Raw genomic sequence first — 20,035 nt, 5'->3', positions numbered from 1 at the left:
GAATTAACCTTATTCAAGTCTTATATCGTCAAAATAATAGGTTTCTTCTGAATCTGTAAGCGTACCGTCTGTACCGTCTGGGTTATCTGGTTTTACAACCAATTGATTAAGTCCAGTATTATTACCAGGGATGCCCGTAAATACAACTTCCACCTCAGTCCAGGTATTAGCCTGTGTTATTGTTCTATATTGTGGCCCTGGGTTTCCAGAACCAGGAGGTTGAGGGTCGCTATTCACTTCAAACTTCATAACAACATTTGCTTTCGTTGAATACACTTTGAACTTAAATGTTTTAGTGGCATCAAAATTACTAGGGAAAGGATTTTGGAAACCAGCCCATCTATTCGTTCCGTTGGCTTTAACTACTTTCAACACATTATCTGTAGTGTTTATTCTTCCTTTTGCAGGGTTTGCTGAAAGCTCTGTCGTAATACTTCCATCATTACCAAAGGTGCTAATGAAAGATTCACAGCTTTCAAAATCTACTGGGAATGCTGTCGCAGCTATTGCCGAACCAGAACATCCACTAGAACCACCTGTTGACCCCGATTTATAGAAATACAGGTTATCCATGAAAACAACAGCTGGATTTACCCCTTTTTGCGCATCAATTTTGAACTGCAAGATTTTAGTAAAATCAACCCCTGTAAAATCAGTTACAGGAATGTCATAACTCTTCCATTCGCTTTGTGTTAAATTAGGTAAGTCCACTAATAATTCGTTTGGAGGGCTTATCGGCGTTATTTCTAACACGGTAGCATCAGGTGTCCAAACATCGACATGTAAAAATTCCATATCAGAGAAATCGGTATCTCCAGCCAATTGCATCCCAATGAATTTCACATTGCTATATTTTATGGCATCGTTGCCTTGAATAGCCACTGTTTCGGAAACTAGGTCACCTTGCCAGTTGGTATCTAAATTAGTACCCGCTATGTCTGTATATGCATCACTAAATATTGACTTCACATTGGCTGCATCCTGAGTTGGTGTTGGTGCTGCCATTGTTGGTTCTGTAGGGGCAGGTCCTGATTTATAGAAAAACAGGTTGTCCATATACACCACAGCTGGATTCACACCTTTTTGTGCATCAATTTTGAATTGCAATATCTTGGTAAAATCAACCCCTGTAAAATCAGTTACAGGAATATCATAACTCTTCCATTCGCCTTGTGTTAAATTTGGTAAGCCGACTAATAATTCGTTTGGAGGGCTTATCGGAGTTATTTCTAACACGGTAGCATCAGGTGTCCAAATATCGACATGTAAAAATTCCATATCAGAGAAATCGGTATCTCCAGCCAATTGCATCCCAATGAATTTCACATTGCTATATTTTATGGCATCGTTACCTTGAATAGCGACTGTTTCGGAAACTAAATCGCCTTGCCAGTTGGTGTCTAAATTAGTACCCGCTATATCGGTATATGTGTCACTAAATACTGACTTCACATTGGCTGCATCCTGAGTTGGTGTTGGTGCTGCGATTGTTGGTTCTGTGCCACCACCTGTTGATCCTGATTTATAGAAAAATAGGTTGTCCATATAAACTACAGCAGGATTCACACCTTTTTGCGCATCAATTTTGAACTGCAATATCTTGGTAAAATCAACCCCTGTAAAATCAGTTACAGGAATGTCATAACTCTTCCATTCGCCTTGTGTTAAATTAGGTAAGTCCACTAATAATTCGTTTGGAGGGCTTATCGGAGTTATTTCTAACACGGTAGCATCAGGTGTCCAAATATCGACATGTAAAAATTCCATATCAGAGAAATCGGTATCTCCAGCCAATTGCATCCCAATGAATTTCACATTGCTATATTTTATGGCATCGTTGCCTTGAATAGCCACCGTTTCTGAAACAAGGTCGCCTTGCCAGTTGGTATCTAGATTAGTACCCGCTATGTCTGTATATGTATCACTAAATACTGACTTCACATTGGCTGCATCCTGAGTTGGTGTTGGTGCTGCCGTTGTTGGCTCTGTAGATGTACCACCACCATCACCAAAGAAAATATCATCAAAATAATAAGTTTCTTCAGAATCTGTTAAGGTACCGTCTGTACCATCTGGATTATCTGGTTTTATAACTAGCTGATTAAGACCTGTATTATTACCAGGTATTCCTGTAAATGTTACTTCTACTTCAGTCCACGTGTTAGCATCTGTTATAGTCGCATATTGAGGTCCAGGGTTTCCAGAACCAGCAGGTTGGGGGTTGCTATTTACCTCAAATTTCATAACAGCATTGGCTTTAGACGAATATACTTTCACCTTAAGTGTTTTTGTAGCATCAAAATTTTCAGGAAATGCGTTTTGAAACCCAGCCCATCTATTAGTTCCGTTAGCTTTAACTACTTTTAAAACATTATCTGAGGTATTTACACCTGTTTTATCTGGGTTGCCCGAAAGCTCTGTCGTAATACTTCCATCGTTTGCAAATGAGTCTATAAAAGATTCACAAGCTTCAAAATCTACAGGGAATACAGTTGCTGCAACAGGCGTATCTGTACATGCTCCCCCAGTAGTATCTGTTTCAACTTGCTCTAAATTGTCGAAGTAAAAAGTTCCTGAGGCTGTGCCTGGGCCATCTACAAAAATCACAAGCTTCGGATATGTTCCTGAATCGGAAAAATTAAAAGATAGTTCTTCCCATCCTGTACCACCATGATTAACCGTAATTTCGATAAAATCATTTTCTGAAATCTCAAGTTTAAGCAGTACGCTAATTGGAGCGTCTGACCAAAAATCCATTTTTATGGTTTTTTCTGTCGATAGGTCTATTGATGTTCCTAACTCGAAAGCTACGCCTTCAAAAGTAGCTCCGCTATTGGTTAATGCTCCAACTTTGGAAGTATCAGTATTTGACCCTGAAGTATCCGGATTGTCTACTATTGCAAAAGAAGCGCCACTAAAAGCATCACCACCATAATTCACATTGTCCGAATCGAATGAAATCGGAAATGCAACAGCTTCTGGAATTGATATCTCGATGTCATCTTCAAACGCATCAGATGCTCCTGCAACATTTATGGATTTAAGTGTAATGGTGTAAGTTCCATTGGTATAAACTTTTACTGGGTTAATTTGAGTAGATGTGTCATTATCTCCAAAATCCCATTCATAGGTATTTGCATTTTCTGATATGTTGATAAAGGTTACGGTTCCTGTATTCATATCAACTGTATAAGTAAAACCAGCTTCAACTCTTGGTAATACGGTATCGTCATCTTCACATGCATTGAAGGATAATGCCAATATCAAAATTGATATATACTTAACTATTTTTATTATTTTTTTCATCGTTTTTTATTTTGAGTTAGTTGCTTCTACTATAAACACGAACATAATCTATAAGCATAGTTTGAGGGAATACTGTTTCTGCATTTGGTGAACCTGGTAATTGACCTCCAACAGCGACATTTAATATGATATAAAAAGGGCCTCGATTAAATACCCATTCTCCGGGAACATCGTCTGGTGTTATTTGATTATACAACACATTGTCAACGTAGTAATTAATATAATCCGGGGCCCATTCTATGCCGAAAATGTGAAACCCTGTATCGAATCTATCGTTTTCTAATACATACGGTTTGCTTATGGATTCGCCACCTGAATACCCAGGACCATGAACGGTACCAAATATCTTGGAAGGTTCATTTCCTAAATATTCCATGATATCTATTTCGCCTATTTGCGGCCACACTTCTGTACCGTTAGAATCGTCTCCTAATAACCAAAATGCAGGCCAGATACCTTGTCCATAAGGCAACCTGATACGAGCTTCAAAACGCCCATAGGTTTGTTCAAACTTACCTTTAGTTAAAAGCCTTGCTGATGTATAAGAAGATTGTTCAAATTCTTCTTGTTTTGCCGTTATAATGAGCACACCATTTTGTACCGTAACATTTTCTGTACGGTCTGTATAATATTGTAATTCATTATTACCCCAACCGTTTTCTCCAGTTCCTATGTCATATCCCCAAATAGTTGAATTAGGAGCCCCATCGGTATCAAACTCATCTGCCATAATCAGTTCTGTAAACGTAGCTACAGTTTGTGTTTCATCTGTTTCACAGCTAGATATCACAAAAAAGGAAATCATCAAGAAGGACATTAAGAACAATGTTTTTGTTCTCATTTTATATGTATGCTTTTTATTCATCATTATTTCTTTTTAAAATTTATGTTATCTAGCTTATTCTGTGTAGAAGTATATGTTGTCCAATATGAAATTAGGGCCACCTGCTAATATAAGAGCACCTAAATTATTCTTTTGAGTCGCGATATCACCGCCTAGTGGAATATCGAAAGATGTCCATACACCTTGTGTTAAACCTGAAACAGTAAACCTGAAATCTTTATCGTCTCCATCGGGAGCACCATTGAAAATATTTGTTTCTATTTCTCCATTTCCACCAATATCCCGTATTTGTATTTCAACACTAGTATCTGATTGTTGCGTATAAATATCAACATGAAGATGAGTTAGTGCTGATGCGTCTACGGTATTATTAAAAATGATACCTGTAAAATTGTTATTGGCATATATTTGAACATTATTACCGTTTGAAGTTGCTTCTGTAGTTTGTGTGGTCGAACCTCCAAAACCTGGATTAAAATTACTTCCAGTTTCTGCTGTGTATGTATCGCTATAAATAGATTTAACATTAGCCTCTTGCCTTGTTGGCGTTGGGGAATCTGGTAAATCACCACTCGATGTTATTTTTAAAGAACCCTTAGCGGCTACACCTGCTAAAACAGCAGTTATGACTGTTGTGCCTTGATTAAGAACTGTAACCAGCCCTTTTTCATTTACCGAAGCGATACTTGGGGTTGATGAAGAAAAGGAGAAATATGCTGGTGTGGTATTTACTGTTATATTACTTCCGTTTACATTAAAAGTCTGTGTGAGACCGCTTGCTGCCAAGTCTATTTCACTTCCATTAAATGATTGTTGTTCAACATTCTGTCCACTTAAAATTTCAGGTTGAGGTTGTGCTATTGTTCCTAGTTTTTCAAACTTAACCTCATCTATCCAAAAGGTATAACCGACTTCGCTACCTACTTGACCTATACCTCCCGCAGAGTATCTTAACATACCACGTTCTTGAATCAACTTAGATGGGTCTGGGATAGGAATAATGTATTTTACCCAATTTGTTGTTAAGTCTATATTTGTTCTTGTAGCGACATGTTTATTTTGACCAAAATCTTCGCCAAAACCAACTTCACCTATCGTAACAGCCTGAGAAGCCTTTGCCCAAAACGTTAAGGCATCAAAACCTGATAAATCTCTACCAGATCCTTCTCCATCTATTCTAAAGATGGCTCCAGCATAATTGCCTTCAGGATCGTTAGCATTTGGCACATCAAAACGCATAGATGCCGTACCTTCGTAGCTTACTTCATTGTCTACAGACCAAGCTGTGGCTTTAGACCCATTGTAAGGAAAATAAAAATTAGTTCCCATACCAACGGGAGCGTCTATGAACACTTCTGCAGTTGTCGGAAATGTTGCAAATACGGCTTCATCAGATAACTCTCTTTCACAACTTACTGCGATTGTAAAAATGAATGCTAAAAGGCATATGATCTTTGTATATGTAAATTTTATATTTTTCATCTTAAATCTTATTTTATTTACCAATATTGATGTGTACATATGTTCTAATCTCCCATTCATTTCCATCATCAAATCCAACAGGGCTTATTGGTGGTATAGCCGGAAACGTGTTTGCTGGAACAGCTGTAGGTGAATATCTTGGCGAATTTTCATTTAAGGAACGCCAAGTACCACGGATACCAATCTTAGTATCTGGAAGGATAAACCAATCAGGCTTACCTAAGGACGTAGAAATATCGATCATATTTTGAATAGGAAATGTTAGGTTGAAATCGCGATGGTAATCAAAAGGACCCCAATCGTTAACCTTGAAACCGTATTCTACCTTCCACTTTTTGTATATCATTTTGATGTCACCGCCAAAGCGTTCTATGGTTCTGTCACTATCACCATTTGCCTGAGCGTTACCTCCATAAAGATTTCCAATAATGCCCAATTCTGGACTTACTTTAGAAACAACACGAGAACTCAGTTCCCACAAATCTTGTGCTGGTGCAGCTTGAGGAAAAGCGAAAAACGTACGATTTGCTAAAAATCCAATATGTGCATCTTGTGCTGTTGGCTGATGCCTAAATACAAAACCAAGGTTAAAAGCAAATTTTGCATCTTCAGCACGGTCGTTGTCCCACTCATAAAACCAAGATCCCGGTGTTGGGTCAAAGGTTAAGAGTAGTTCTCCTGCTGTTGTTTCTCTATTACCTCTTACAGCGAATGGGTCGTCTATAAAGTTTCTTAATCTTCCAGGAGCCGTCACATCATTAGGCATAGGGTCTACTAAGGGTTTTTGCCAAAGGAAGTTTGGTGCTATTTGCCAATCTCCAATGCTGTATGTAAAACCAGAAAGTATATTGGTTTGGTTACCACTTCCAGAATCTTTAAGTTTCCAGCCCGTAAATGTTCGTGTAGCATCTGCGCCTCCATTGGCAACCAATCCCATATATGCGGCTTGTGCATAGAAATTAAATCGTCCTTTTTCATAGGTTATTTTGGCTTTTCCTCCCCAGTTATCATCTGAGTTTATTTTATCTTGATATACCACATAGTTACCTGATTCTCCTGTTACATCTTGAAATGTACTACCATTGAGAGGTTTCCCTCCCCAAATACCACCTAAGGATATACCAAAAGCTCCAAAATCTCTTTCTAAAACTACGGTAGCACGTTCTGTGGGCCAAGGAGGTATTACACCACTTCGTACTTGATTCGGATCAAGAACACGTCGGCCATTTTGATCAAATTCTAAACTAGTATCTAAATCTCTGTGGTAAATCCCTGTAATATCCCAATGTTTGAAATTTGTTCGATATTTTAAAAGAACAGTCGGGTTAGCACCCCACCATAGTTGTGGACCAAAGGCGGCTTTAAGCCCTTTTAATGATCCTTTTCCATCAATCTCCATTCCGAGAATCTCACCGTTATATATATCTAGATTCGGGCCGTAATTGGCTTCTGGATATAAACCGAAGAAATCGCCTTCGTACCCCCAATGGTAATGTCCTATTCTGTAAAAACCTCTTACATCGGCATTTTTAGTTTTCCACTCAAATTCTGCATTGTAAACGCGAAGTCTATTAAAATCATTGATTTCAACATCTAAATCATTTCCAGCTTCGACGCCTTGAATTGTCACTGGTCTTCCAACATTTTCATAAAATATTTCATTGATAGGGTTCTCGGCTACATTACCAAGAATATTGAAGTTGACTTTAGCTCGCATGTTTGAGCTTGGGTTCCCTTCAACACCAACATAGTAGGATTCCATATGATCAAAACCTAATTTGTTTGGGAAGGAATTAGCATTTGGATCTTCGTTTCTAGGAGTAGTTATTAAGCTTCCTCCAGTATTAAATGTTGTAAATTCGGCACGCAAATTGCTTAATCTTACTTTACCTGCACTATTTGCTCCAAGCGCGGCTTTATCACCTCTGGCTCTAAGTACAGCATCCATTAGCTCTATATTGCTGAAATAATTGTCAACAAAATCTAAAGTTACATCCTTAGCATAAGGGTCTAAGCTATGCGCTTCCTTTAAAGCGTAATATGCTGCCCTTGGATATAAATCGTATAAACCTCTTTGGTTAGTTGGTCCTTTTGCACAAATTCCAAACCACTCCTCATTCATGTTGTTTTCTCCTGGCTCTAAATCGAGATAATAGCCACCATTGGCCCAAGATGCATTATTATCATGGACATCTAAATTTTTTGTCTGTCCGAACTTCCACCAACCATCGCTAAATTGAAACGTAAAACCTCCAATGGAGTTCCCAGATTTTCCTAAACCTGCAGCATTTTGATAGATTTCCTTCCAGTTTTCTACCATAAAAAAGGCTTGCATCTTTTGGTCTTCTTTATTGGTGATGGCATTAAAGGCATCACAGCCAAACTCTGTAAACAAGATAGGTTTATTCAATTCGTTTTTAACCCTTTCAAAGGCATCACCAAACGATTTACCACGATACATGTTTACACCATAAATATCCACGTCTTTACATTCTTCTGCTATAATATCAGCAAACAATAAATCTCCGTTACAAATGGCTACTGGGTGTGAAGCGTCAATAGACTTCATTTTAAGCACGGCATCATTCATTAATTTATACATAGGTCTTCCCCGCTTTTCGCCAACCTCTCTTTTTTTATCTTCTTCATCTGGAAAATCTTCTGTCTCTGCTCCAGCCCAAAACAGCCCGTAATTATTTTCATTCCCTAATAAGAATAGGAGTAGCCCTGGAGTGTTTTTGTATGTTTCAGCCATCTGAGAAACTTCAGATATGAGTAGCTTCTGTGTTGCGGGGTCTCTATAATCGGTCACAGCTACCCAAGCACCATTTATTGTTAACCCATATCTACCAAACGAATGATTAAGCATGGTATAAATACCATAGTTTTCATAGATATATTGAATCCATTTAGGCTGAACACCTGTGTATTGTCTTATAACATTAACCCCCATATTTTTTAATAAGCCCATTTCGGCATCTAATGCTGCTTTAATAACAGCATCGGATTGCTTCCACAAACTATAGGAGTAATTAGTACCAATTGGAAAGTAATCCCAATTCATACCATTAATCATGAAATCTTTTCCATTGACAACTAATTTCATGCCTTCATCATTACTTACAACGGATACTTTATCTGACTGTGCAAATGCAGTTACCGTAAATAAGAAGAGTACTAATCTTAGAAAATTGTTTTTCATAGTTTCGTTTAAATTAATTTGAGTTAGTCATTTTTTATTCAGAGGCATTTACTGGGGGAGATTTTGTAAATGAACTGAAATGGACTTTTAGCTTTTTTAAAATTACTCTATTTAATTGCGAGGTCGTCAAAAAATACCCCTACAAAAAACATACATGATAAAAAAAATGATGTTTTTTTATGAAAACCTCAGTATTTAATAGATTTTTTTATGAAATTCCGTCTAAAAAAATAAATCACGAAAAGTAGGAAAAACCCCTAATGTTGTGGTGTTGTATAGGTAAAAAAGGTGTGTGTTGTGTTTTTAAATTTCTAGAATATAGTCTGTTAAGCTAGATTCATGTTGCAAATTCATCTTTTTTCTTAATCTGTATCGTTTTACCTCAACGCTTCTTGGCGAGATATTGAGTAACGGAGCGATTTCTTTTGAGGATAAGTTTAACCTAAGATATGTGCATAATCTTAAATCGTTAGAAGTAAGCGAAGGATGCTCCTGTTTGATCTTTTTTAGAAAATCTTTATCTGCATTATTAAAAGCTTCTTCAAAGACATTCCAGTCGTCTGTATTATTTATATTTCTGTCAATAATCTTAATAACTTGTTTTACATTTTTAATGTCATTAACATTTTGTAATTCCTTTTTTAAACTATTCAAGAACTCATTCTTTTTAATTAAGCTCATTGTTGAAATACCCAGTTCACGATTTTTGTTGTCTATATCTTGTCTTAATTTTTCATTGTTAAAACTCATGAGTTGTTGCCTATTTGCAAGCTCCTTTAATTCTAGTTCGCGTTTGGTTTTTTGTAGTAATGCTTCTCTTTGTTTTCTATAATAACGCTTGTAAATATGGTGCATCATTAATGAAAACAATAAAACAAAAATGACATATGCTGCTATCATGATATTAGAAAGATACCATGGCCTTTCTATATTGAAACGATAGGAAGCTACATTTTTAGTAAGTGCATTACCTACCTTTGCTCTTACATTAAATGTATAATCGCCAAAAGGTAAATTTTCGAATAATGTAGTAGGTTTGGAGGACCAATTACTCCAGTTTGGATACATACCTTCTAACTGATATTGATACTCTGTATCAAGATATTTATCAAATTCTGCAACACTAAACGAGAACTCTATATTGTTGTCCTTATTTTTAAAATTTCCGTTAATATTTTTATTTATGGTTTCCCGAGTATTGGAGATACTGTGTTTGGTGATAGAATTAATTGAAATTTCATAAGGTATATTAGATATTTTGTCTAGGTCTAAAACAACAAAACCTGTTGAGGTTCCTATTAAATACTTCTGGTTATATAGGAAGGATATGTTTTCGTAACCTGTTAAACCCCGCGGCAATGATTTGGAAAAAGGGATTCTGTTAACCTTTAGGGTGTTGCTTAAGTTGCTTGGAGAGATATAATTAAGATTACTTCTAGAAAAGCTCCATAAGGTATTTGTTTCTTTGTTAAATTCTAGTCTCCCTGAAGTATAATCTTCTTTTGAGAAAAGCGTACTTAAAACAGTGTCTTTTAAAAATTTATTAATTTCTGCATGATACTCTAAAACACCTTCTTTATAAATGTATAATAGTTTATTATTGTATTTAGTAATGCTGGAGTTTAGTTCTTTTCCAAGATCTGGATCTTTTATAATGTTTAGAGCTTTTGTGAAATTTTTGTCTACATCAATTTTAAAAACACCTTTATATTCGTGGCTTACAAAAATTTGATTATTATAAAGCTCAAAGAATTTACTTGATAGGTCAAAACCTTCTATCTTATTTCTAAATACCCATTTGTTATTAATTTTCTGAAGGATGTATAAACCGTCATAATTACCTTGTAATAGTAAATCTGTTTTGTTAATTGATTTTATATCCCAAGTACCTTGTTGTATACCTTTAATTTTTTCAGCTATGTTGTTATTTATAACAGAGGTTCCTGTGTCGTGTCCACAAAACAATGTATTATCTATTATAGTTAAATTCCAAACAGCTTCTTGAACCCCTTCAACCCCTTTGAAATTTTCTTGTCTCTCCAAAGGCTTATGAAATAACCCCTGATTGGTCCCTAAATATAAATTACCATTAAAAACGGAAGTCGTATATATAGTTCCTATTTTCCCTTTTTCATCGGGATAAATTTTAAATGGTGATTTAATATTTATGCAATTAATGCCGTTTTCTAAGGCCAGCCATATATTATTTTCGGCATCTTCAAAAACGCCATGTACCGTATTATTACTTAATCCATGAAAGGTGTCTATGTTATAGTCTATAGTACCGTTTGGAGTTAGGTGAAGTATTCCATTAGATCTGGTTCCTAATATAAAGCTATTATCTTTTAATTGAATACTACGAAATACACTGACTTCTGATAGCTTTTTGTTTGCAGGGATATTCCATTTATAAAGCGCTTCATTATCTAAAATATAAAATCCGTTGTTTTCAGTTTCAATTAAAAGATTGTCATTTTGATTAAAAAGATTAACTAACCTATTTTCTTTAAGAATTATATGATCTGAAACTAATTTTGATTCGCCATTCTCGATTTTGTATATACCGTCTTTGGTTTTCTGGTAATAAATAGTTTCATCAACTTTAAATATTTTGTAGATAATAGTTTCAGAATCTATAATACTATAGGAAGCATCGGTTTTGTTATAAATATAGATTCTTTTTAAAGATTGAAATAATATATAATCGTCTATACTTATAATATTCCAGAATTCTTCGTCTTCTAAGAAATCTACTTTTAATTTTTTTGATAATGAAGTATAGTATAGTAGTCCAAATTCATTTCGTTGCCAATATCCAAATTCTCTATTACTGCCTGTATATATTAAATTTTCTATGACATTAACGGATCTTATTATTGTTTCGTTAGGTGATAGATATAATTGCCAATTTGCTCCATTAAATTCAAGGAGCCCTTTATTGTTGGCTGCATAAATGTAATTTTCTTTAGATTGAGAAATGGACCAATTTTGAGTTTCGGCGCCATAATCTTTTGGTGAAAAAACTTCAATAGGAGGGTGTTCTTGTGAGTGTAGAAAACTACATACCCAAAGAAAGATACTGAAAAACAAAAAACTGAATCGTGTCAAAAAATGTCATTTGTTGTATGTCTAAGATACTAAAAATAACGCTTGTAAGAGATGTTGTATGGTTTTTGTATGGGTGGGCGAGATATTGTTTAGAAAGAAACCCGCTCCTGTAGCGGGTTTCTTTTTTAAAAAAAAGAAATATATTTTTATTTCATGCGTTTTATCCTACCGCCTAGTACTCTACTTTCATCTACGCGTTCTGGGTTTCCATAGATAAAGATATTCCCTCCGGCTCTTATTTTAGCATTTACTAAGATTTTTGCATGAACGGATGCTTCTCCAGCGATACGGATGGATACATCTGTAAATTCGGTTTTAAGATCTTCACCTTCATAAATACCTCCTGTGTAAATGGATACATCTTGATGTTTGGCAATTCCAGAGGCTTGAACATTTGCTCCTGTAACCGATCTTATATTTGCATATTTTACATTCAGATTTACATCTATTTTTCCTCCTTCTTGTGCGTTCAAATCTATTTCAAATTGCTCGATAGTCTCTTTAGAAGACACTTTTGCGCCTTCGTTAACATCAATAACATCTAATGCCGTATAGTATAATTGCACTTTTGTTTTATTGCCATCGAAAGCTTCTTCAAGTTTCATTTTAATTTTTAGTGTTCCGTTTTTATTATTTACAAGAACATTTTTATTGTTTTTTCCTGTAATAACGATTCTATCGCTATCAGATTTGATGAGTTCAAGGTCTATTAAATCATATACTTTTAAATGTGTAAATTCTCCAATTGACTTTTCTATTGGTTTTTGAGCTACTGCTATTGTAGAAACTAAAATTATTAATACTACTATTAGACGTTTCATGTGTGAATTTTTAAGTTTTTTGATTTAAACGTAAAGTTATCAATAATTATTCCTTTTTTTTAAAAATAAAAGAATTTTTGAAACGAACTACTCTTGAGACATAGTCATAGAGTTATTTCGCTCGTTTCATTTTCTCCTTCGGAGGCAAAAGTCAAAATTCTTGTATTTAGATTCCCGTTTTTACGGGAATGAAAATTTCAATGGAAACCCGACGCAGATCGTCGGAGAATTCTTTTCGATTAAATAATTTTTACTGCTGTACCTGTAATAGATACTATAATTAAACCTGAAGTTGGATTTGTTTCCACGTCAATACTAATTCCAACAACAGCATTAGCTTTTAAATTTATAGCATTACTCTTAAGTTTTTGAAAGGCTTCTTCTTTAGCTTCGCCAACTTTTTTTTCATAAGATTGATAGTACTTATTCATACTAAAAGAAAAAGTTGCTTTGGGCATGCTTACATTTATACCAGTAACAATGCTAAATAATCTTGTATTGTGTGTCCTTCAATCGAATTTGTTGTTGTTAAAACCATAATTTAGTTTATTATTAGTTTAAAGGTTTTAATAATTGTTACAAAAGAATGTATTTGATTATTCTACTTCGTTTTTACCTACTAAATTAAAATCAAGATGTTTTTTAACTAAATCTGTATTTTTAACTTTAACAATAACCTCATCTCCAAGTTGATACATTGTTTTGGTGTTTCTGCCAACCATAGCGTACTGGTCTTGGTCGAATGCGTAATGATCGTCTTTCATATCTCGAACACTTACCATGCCTTCACATTTATTAGAAATAATTTCAACATAAATCCCCCAATCGGTCACACCAGAAATAACACCTACAAACTCATCATCTTTATGGTCTTGCATAAATTTAATTTGCATGTATTTTATAGAATCTCGTTCTGCTTTTGTAGCGAGGTTTTCCATTGCACTTGAATGGTTACATTTATCTTCGTAGGTTTCTTCGCTTACAGATTTACCTCCATCTAAATAATGCTGTAATAACCGGTGTGCCATCACATCTGGATACCTACGAATGGGCGATGTGAAATGGCTATAATAATCGAATGCCAAACCGTAATGCCCAATATTATGTGTGGTATACTCGGCTTTGCTCATGCTTCGTATTGCTAAAGTATCAACAAGGTTTTGTTCCTTTTTACCATTAACTTCTTTGAGTAAATTATTAAGTGATGCTGATGTTGTTTTTCTGTCTTTAAAATTCAGTTTGTAACCGAATTTAGAGACTATACCTTGCAAATTGGCTAATTTACTGTCGTCTGGTTCATCGTGTACACGATAAACAAATGTCTTTTTAGGGTCTTTTTTGCCAATAAATTCTGATACTTTTCGGTTTGCCAATAACATAAATTCTTCAATAAGTTTATTGGCATCTTTACTGGTTTTAAAAAATACACCTACTGGGTTACTTTGCTGGTCTAAGTTGAATTTGACTTCTACTTTATCAAAAGAAATAGCGCCAGAACTCATACGTTTTTGACGCATAATTTTAGCTAGTTTGTCCATTTTTAAAATGGCATAAGCGAGTTCTTCAGGTGTTTGGTATTCCTTGCCAGTAAGCGAAATGTTTTTAGGTATGGTCGTATTGATCTTGTCAATGTTTTGGATTCCTGCCTGCGCAGGAATGACAATGCCAGCGTTATTTTCTATAATAGCTTGTGCTTCTTCATAAGCATAACGGGCATCACTGTAAGTTACTGTACGACCAAACCATTCGTTTTTAATTTTGCATTTGTCATTCATTTGAAATACCGCAGAAAAAGTGTATTTCTCTTCATGCGGGCGTAACGAACATGCTTTGTTCGATAATACTTCGGGAAGCATAGGCACAACCCTGTCTACTAAATAAACAGAGGTAGCGCGTTCATAAGCTTCATCATCTAAAACAGTACCTTCTTGTAAATAGTGGGATACATCTGCAATATGAATGCCTATTTCATACAATCCGTTATCTAAGATTTCAAAAGATAGCGCATCATCAAAATCTTTTGCATCTTTAGGATCAATTGTAAAGGTTAAATCTTTGCGCATGTCTCTACGTTTAGAGATTTCTTGAACAGTAATAGAGGTATCTAATTTATTAGCAAAGGCTTCTACTTCTTCCGGAAATTCATGAGGTAATCCATATTCTGCTAAAATGGAATGAATTTCTGTATTATGATCTCCAGGTTTACCGAGTACCTGAATTACTTTTCCATAAGGAGAGTCGGCGTTTTCTGGCCAATCTTCAAGTTTTACTAATACTTTGTCGCCATCTTCGGCTTTAAAGGTTTTGTTAATTGGCACAAAAATATCTTTATACATTTTTGTACTATCAGCAATTACAAAAGCATAGTTGCTATGTATCTGAATTACGCCAACATACTCACTTTTATCGCGTTTTATAATATTGGTTATTTCGCCTTCTAATTTCCCTCTTTTTCTACGTTTATACACATAGAACTCTACTTCATCGCCATTTAATGCTTTATTAATATTATTGGATGCTATAAAAACATCGTTATCAAATGCATCACAGATAATATAACCAGAGCCTTTAGCAGATAAATCTAAAATACCTGTATGGTACTCTGTATTGATAACTGCTTTAAATTTTCCTCGTTCTACCTGTATAATCTCCTGTTTAGCAGCTAGTTTTGCTAAGGTCTTTATAATTTGATTTCTGCTACTGGCGTCGTTAACACCAAGTTTTGCAGCAATTTGTTTGTAGTTGAATGATTGGTTTCTATCTTTTTTTAAAATACTTAGAATGGTATTTGTTAAGTTGGAGATTCCTTTTTTTGATCCCCCTTTTTTCTTTCTTGTCATTTATAATTTAATTCATAATCGTTCCCATAAAGTATATAGGAGTTAATTGTTTTAAACTTAATTGAGTGGTGAAGATTTGCATTAAGTTTTGTGCAAAGTTACATTTAAAATATTTAACCGTATTTTTTCTACGTTATGCAATAAAAAAGAAAAGGTTTCTAGAGCGTTAAAATAGTTTGTTTTTATGAGAAACATTGGAAGGTGAAACAGAAAGAGACCTAAAATTTAGTGTCATTGCGAAGGAGGTACGACTGTGGCAATCTGTTTAATTTAAATTTAAAAGATTCTCACACTTCGACTACGCTCAGTGCAGGCTGATAAACTCCTCAGAATGACTGAAGAATCTAGCATTGTTTATTGTCTTTAATATTATAATGAGATTCTTCGCTACGCTTTGAATGACACTTAAAAAAAAGAGCCAAAAACACCTGAGTAGTGGTGTTGTTTGGCTCTAGCTATCAACACCTAGTACTTTATTTGCTTTGACGCATTGGTCAATATTTTCAATAATCATAATTTCTGTAATCAGTTCCCTATTGTTATAATATGTTTGGGGAAGTTTCTCAAAGAACGCATCGAAATACTTTTTCTCTAAAATATCGATTTCTATATCGTGGTTTTTACACAGGTGCATGATAGTGATAATCTTTAGCCCCGTTATACAATGTTTTACAACGCCATCTGCTAACCCAGAGCTGTTCAACAACGAAATCAGTGTGACTATAACGGCATAGGGCGGCATTACAAAAGTATCTGGTAATAAATCGGCTACTGTTTTTTCCATGGCAATACATGTTACTTTTTTATTGGTTAGTAAAATTTAAAGTTTAGTTGCCTGAAACATGAGGTAAATACCCCATTAAAACCTATAATGTATGGAAACAAAAAAGGCGTGGAACTCAACTTAGCTGAATTGGGGTACTGGTATACCTTGCAAAGATAAGAGAGCCCACGCCCGGGTACGTGAGCCAATCTGCTTATCATCTCTTTGCAAAAATTACCAGTTTTCAATTCAGAGACTCTAAGCGACAGCTTCAAATATTTTCTATACGAAGAATCGCAAATTTAAATAATCTGATGCTAATATATCAAAAATAAATTACACAGCAATAAGTATGTGAATGTGATTAATGAAATCATTTGGTTTACTTACTTATATATATGTAATATGGTAATAGAAATAATAATGTCTCACATAGATTTTTATGTTATTGAAAGGCTGAGAGATTTAAGAGTAAAGTCAGATCCTTACATAGATCAGGTAGATTTGGCTCAACGTATTGGCGTATCTGAAGGATATTTGGGGCAAATAGAAAATCCTAAAAATAGATCTAAATATAATATGAGGATGATGGCTAGAGCAGCAAAAGCTTTAGGCTTAAAATCTTATCAAGAGATTTTTCCGATTGAAATTTTAAAAGATGATTTAGTTAAAATTAGATTGAAATTATTAAAGTCAGATACCAAAAAACATGAAGTTGATGAAAATGGTAATGTTAAAAAAAGATTTGATATAATTTCTATTATTTCACTAAGTGAACGCGAAATTGAACAATGGAAAGAAGGTGAATTAAAGTATATGACGGTTATAGATAAATAGCAGAAAAACACAAATTACATAATTGCGTTTAACTGCTATTTTAGTGCTATTAATTAGTAAAGATTGTATCTTTTATTCTTTAATAAATCTAAAAGTGTGTCTTGTTTCAAACTTTATGAAATAAGGCCCTTTGGATAGTTTTTCAATATTAATTTTTTCATCAACGGAAACAGTTCCGCTATTTATTTTGGTTCCTAAAGCACTATAAATGGTATAATTTTCTGCTTTAGATAGTCCCGAAATTTGAATAAAATCTGGTGAAGGGTTTGGATATAATTTTCCATTAGACAATGCTGCGGTTTCACCTGTTGAAAGTGTACTTAAATCGAGTTTAGAAATTTTATCTTTACCATTTTCAGCAAAATACAAATCATTTCCATTAAGCAGCATTCCATAAGGAAAATCTAGCCCTGTTATGATATTTGTAGCCGTTGGTAAAGCTTCGGTAATGTTTATTTTAGAAATTTTAGTGCCTTCTGTAATATACATATCGTTTCCATTAAGTATTATTTCGGCAGGAAAATCTAGTCCAGTTACTATATCTGTTGCTGTAGGTGTTGTTGCTGTAATATCTATTTTAGAGATTTTGTCACTTTGTGTAAAGTACAAGTCAGCCCCATTAAGGGTCATTCCAAAAGGAAAACCTAGTCCGGTTAATACATCTATAGCCGTTGGTGTCGTTGCGGTAATATCTATTTTAGAAATTTTGTTTCCTTGATTAAAGTAGAGGTCATTCCCATTAAGTGCCATTCCAGAAGGTCCATTCAATCCAGTTACCACATCTATTGCCGTTGGAGTCATTAGGGTAATGTCTATTTTAGAAATTTTGTTCCTTTCTGTAAAATACAAGTCATTTCCATTAAGTACCATTGCAAAAGGAGCGATCAATCCGGTTACGACATCTGTAGCCGTTGGAGATGTATCGGTAATATCTATTTTAGAAATAACGCCTTCTTCTGCAATATACAGGTCATTTCCATTAATTAAAAGCCCGGATGGGCTATCTAATCCGGTTATTACATCGGTTTGTGCTATAAGCTTCATGCTGGTTAAAAAAAGAATCGTTGTGAAAAAGTAAATTTTGTTCATAGTAATTTATTAAGGTTTTTGAGGTAAAAAGGGTATTTATATTAAAAAAAACTGTTATTATTTAATGACTAACTTCTTGGTAGCTTTTCCTTTATCGGTTACTACTTCAACATAATAAAGACCAGTTGCTAAATTTGAAGTGTTCATAACTGTTTTTTGAGTTGATAGTATAAACTGTCCCAGATTATTATAAATAGATATTTTTTCTAAGATTAAACCTTTGTTTAGTTTAATGGTTGTTTGAAAAGTAGCTGGATTAGGAGATATACGAAACCGAGATAAAACGAAAGAATCTGATGATAATATGGCATTTAAATCGAAAACACTTGTAGAGCCGCCGTTGTTATTATTTGGTGTGCTAATAGCGACCATAGAACCATCAGCAGAAAGTGAAACACTATGACCAAACTGACGATCTGTATTTTGACCATTTATATTGCTGCCTATTTGTTTCCAAAGGCCTGATATGTTTTTATAAATACTTACTTGACCTGAGCTATCTACACCACCATTACCTCCAGGGGCTCCAATAGCCAATATGGAGCCAGCAGCAGAAAGGGACACACTCCAACCAAATTTATCGTCGATTGCGCTACCATCAATGTCATTACCTATTAATGACCAACCGCTCGATAAATTCTCATAAACGCGCACTTGACCAGAATTAGCTGTATTACCTGTCGCCCCAATAGCTACTATGGAGCCATTAGAAGAAAGTGATACACTAAGACCAGATTTATCATTGCCATATTCTCCATAAATATCATCGCCTAGTTGTTCCCAGTTATTAAGTGTGTTTTCATATTTATAGATCCTTACATGTCCGGAATTATCACCATTAATATTATCATTATCCGTAGCACCAATAGCAATAATATGACCATTAGAAGAAAGTGAAACACTTGTACCCGACAGATCACCAGCTGCTTTGCCATTAATTTCATTGCCTATCATACTCCAAGTATTAGATTTATATTCGTAAACTCGTACATGACCCGAACGATTACCATTATCGCTATTTGCTATGGCACCAATAGCAACAATATGACCATCTTTGGAAAGCGATAGACTTGTACCCGATAAGTCATCGGCTGCTTTGCCATAAATATCGCCTCCTAGTTGACTCCAAACATTAGATTTATATTCATAAACTTTTACATAACCGGAACTATTACCATTAGCGTTATTATTATAAGGAGCACCAATGGCAAGTATAGTTCCATCATAAGAAAGAGATACCCGATACCCAAACCAATTACCAGCCAAGCCATAAATGTCACTACCTATCTGTGTCCAGACACCTGATGTGTTTTTATAAACTCGCACAAGACCCGAAAAAGAATTATGCCCTATAGTACCAATGGCTAATGTGGAGCCGTCACCAGAAAGTGATACACTAAAACCAGATAGATCAAGACTTGCTTCACCATCAATACTACCACCTATTTGTACTTGACTAAAACTAAAAAAGGGGATAAGAAAAATTAAAAGTAGATTTTGTTTCATGTTATTATTTTATGAGGTTTAACTAGAATGAAACGATTGTAAATCGTAAAACCCTCTTTATTTCCCCACTTTTTTATAGTAACATAGCTAAATCATTATAGTTTGACATATTTTTTGTATCTTGTAGTATGTCATACTCACTAGATTTCAGACGGCGATTATTTAAAGTAAAAGCAAAAGAGCAGTTGACATTCCAAGAGGTCAGTGCTAGGTTTGGGATTCCAATACGCACACTGT

The 20,035-nt window shown here is 34.7% G+C and carries 12 protein-coding genes; 1 reads left to right on the top strand and 11 read right to left on the bottom strand.

The genetic code is table 11. The annotated features are described in order from the left end of the window. Positions 1-9 precede the first annotated feature (9 nt). The 9 genes from EM932_RS04615 to EM932_RS04575 all read right to left on the bottom strand — a co-directional run bounded on the left by EM932_RS04615 (position 10) and on the right by EM932_RS04575 (position 16,387). Positions 10-3,306, bottom strand: coding sequence for a PKD domain-containing protein (locus EM932_RS04615; RefSeq protein WP_135875983.1), 3,297 nt, complete (start codon positions 3,304-3,306; stop codon positions 10-12). 16 nt (positions 3,307-3,322) lie between these two features. Beyond that, entirely contained in the window at positions 3,323-4,147 is an 825-nt protein-coding gene (locus EM932_RS04610) for a glycoside hydrolase family 16 protein (RefSeq protein WP_246040895.1), read from the bottom strand. 57 nt (positions 4,148-4,204) lie between these two features. Next, positions 4,205-5,632, bottom strand: a complete 1,428-nt coding sequence (locus EM932_RS04605) for a glycosyl hydrolase family 16 (RefSeq protein WP_170179724.1) — start codon at positions 5,630-5,632, stop codon at positions 4,205-4,207. 13 nt (positions 5,633-5,645) lie between these two features. Further along, positions 5,646-8,834, bottom strand: a complete 3,189-nt coding sequence (locus tag EM932_RS04600; protein WP_135875979.1) for a glycoside hydrolase family 2 TIM barrel-domain containing protein — start codon at positions 8,832-8,834, stop codon at positions 5,646-5,648. Between the two features lie 303 nt (positions 8,835-9,137). Beyond that, a complete protein-coding gene (locus tag EM932_RS04595) occupies positions 9,138-11,942 on the bottom strand; it encodes a helix-turn-helix and ligand-binding sensor domain-containing protein (protein WP_135875977.1) in 2,805 nt (934 codons plus the stop codon). A gap of 146 nt (positions 11,943-12,088) precedes the next feature. Beyond that, positions 12,089-12,763 carry a head GIN domain-containing protein gene (locus tag EM932_RS04590; protein ID WP_135875975.1) on the bottom strand — a complete coding sequence of 225 codons (675 nt, stop codon included), beginning with the start codon at positions 12,761-12,763 and terminating at the stop codon, positions 12,089-12,091. Positions 12,764-13,002: 239 nt separating this feature from the next. Continuing rightward, positions 13,003-13,221, bottom strand: coding sequence for a heavy metal-binding domain-containing protein (locus EM932_RS04585; RefSeq protein ID WP_246040893.1), 219 nt, complete (start codon positions 13,219-13,221; stop codon positions 13,003-13,005). A 138-nt stretch (positions 13,222-13,359) separates the two neighbouring features. Then, positions 13,360-15,603 carry a ribonuclease R family protein gene (locus EM932_RS04580; RefSeq protein WP_135875973.1) on the bottom strand — a complete coding sequence of 748 codons (2,244 nt, stop codon included), beginning with the start codon at positions 15,601-15,603 and terminating at the stop codon, positions 13,360-13,362. A gap of 451 nt (positions 15,604-16,054) precedes the next feature. Next, positions 16,055-16,387, bottom strand: coding sequence for a hypothetical protein (locus EM932_RS04575; RefSeq protein ID WP_135875971.1), 333 nt, complete (start codon positions 16,385-16,387; stop codon positions 16,055-16,057). A 402-nt stretch (positions 16,388-16,789) separates the two neighbouring features. On the opposite strand from EM932_RS04575, the gene EM932_RS04570 reads away from it, so the two are divergent. Continuing rightward, positions 16,790-17,203 (top strand): helix-turn-helix domain-containing protein, encoded by a 414-nt coding sequence (locus tag EM932_RS04570; protein WP_135875969.1) that lies wholly within the window; start codon positions 16,790-16,792, stop codon positions 17,201-17,203. 72 nt (positions 17,204-17,275) lie between these two features. Here the strand turns inward: EM932_RS04570 and EM932_RS04565 are convergent, their stop codons facing one another. Beyond that, positions 17,276-18,292: a T9SS type A sorting domain-containing protein gene (locus tag EM932_RS04565; RefSeq protein ID WP_135875968.1), complete on the bottom strand. Its 1,017-nt coding sequence runs from the start codon at positions 18,290-18,292 to the stop codon at positions 17,276-17,278. Positions 18,293-18,349: 57 nt separating this feature from the next. Further along, entirely contained in the window at positions 18,350-19,798 is a 1,449-nt protein-coding gene (locus tag EM932_RS04560; RefSeq protein WP_135875966.1) for a T9SS type A sorting domain-containing protein, read from the bottom strand. Between the last annotated feature and the right edge of the window lie 237 nt (positions 19,799-20,035).

Origin of the sequence: Flavivirga rizhaonensis (genome assembly GCF_004791695.1) — a bacterium.
Classification (GTDB): Bacteria; Bacteroidota; Bacteroidia; order Flavobacteriales; family Flavobacteriaceae; genus Flavivirga; species Flavivirga rizhaonensis.
Note: the sequence above shows the minus strand (reverse complement) of the source record. Positions and strands in the feature narration are given on the sequence as shown.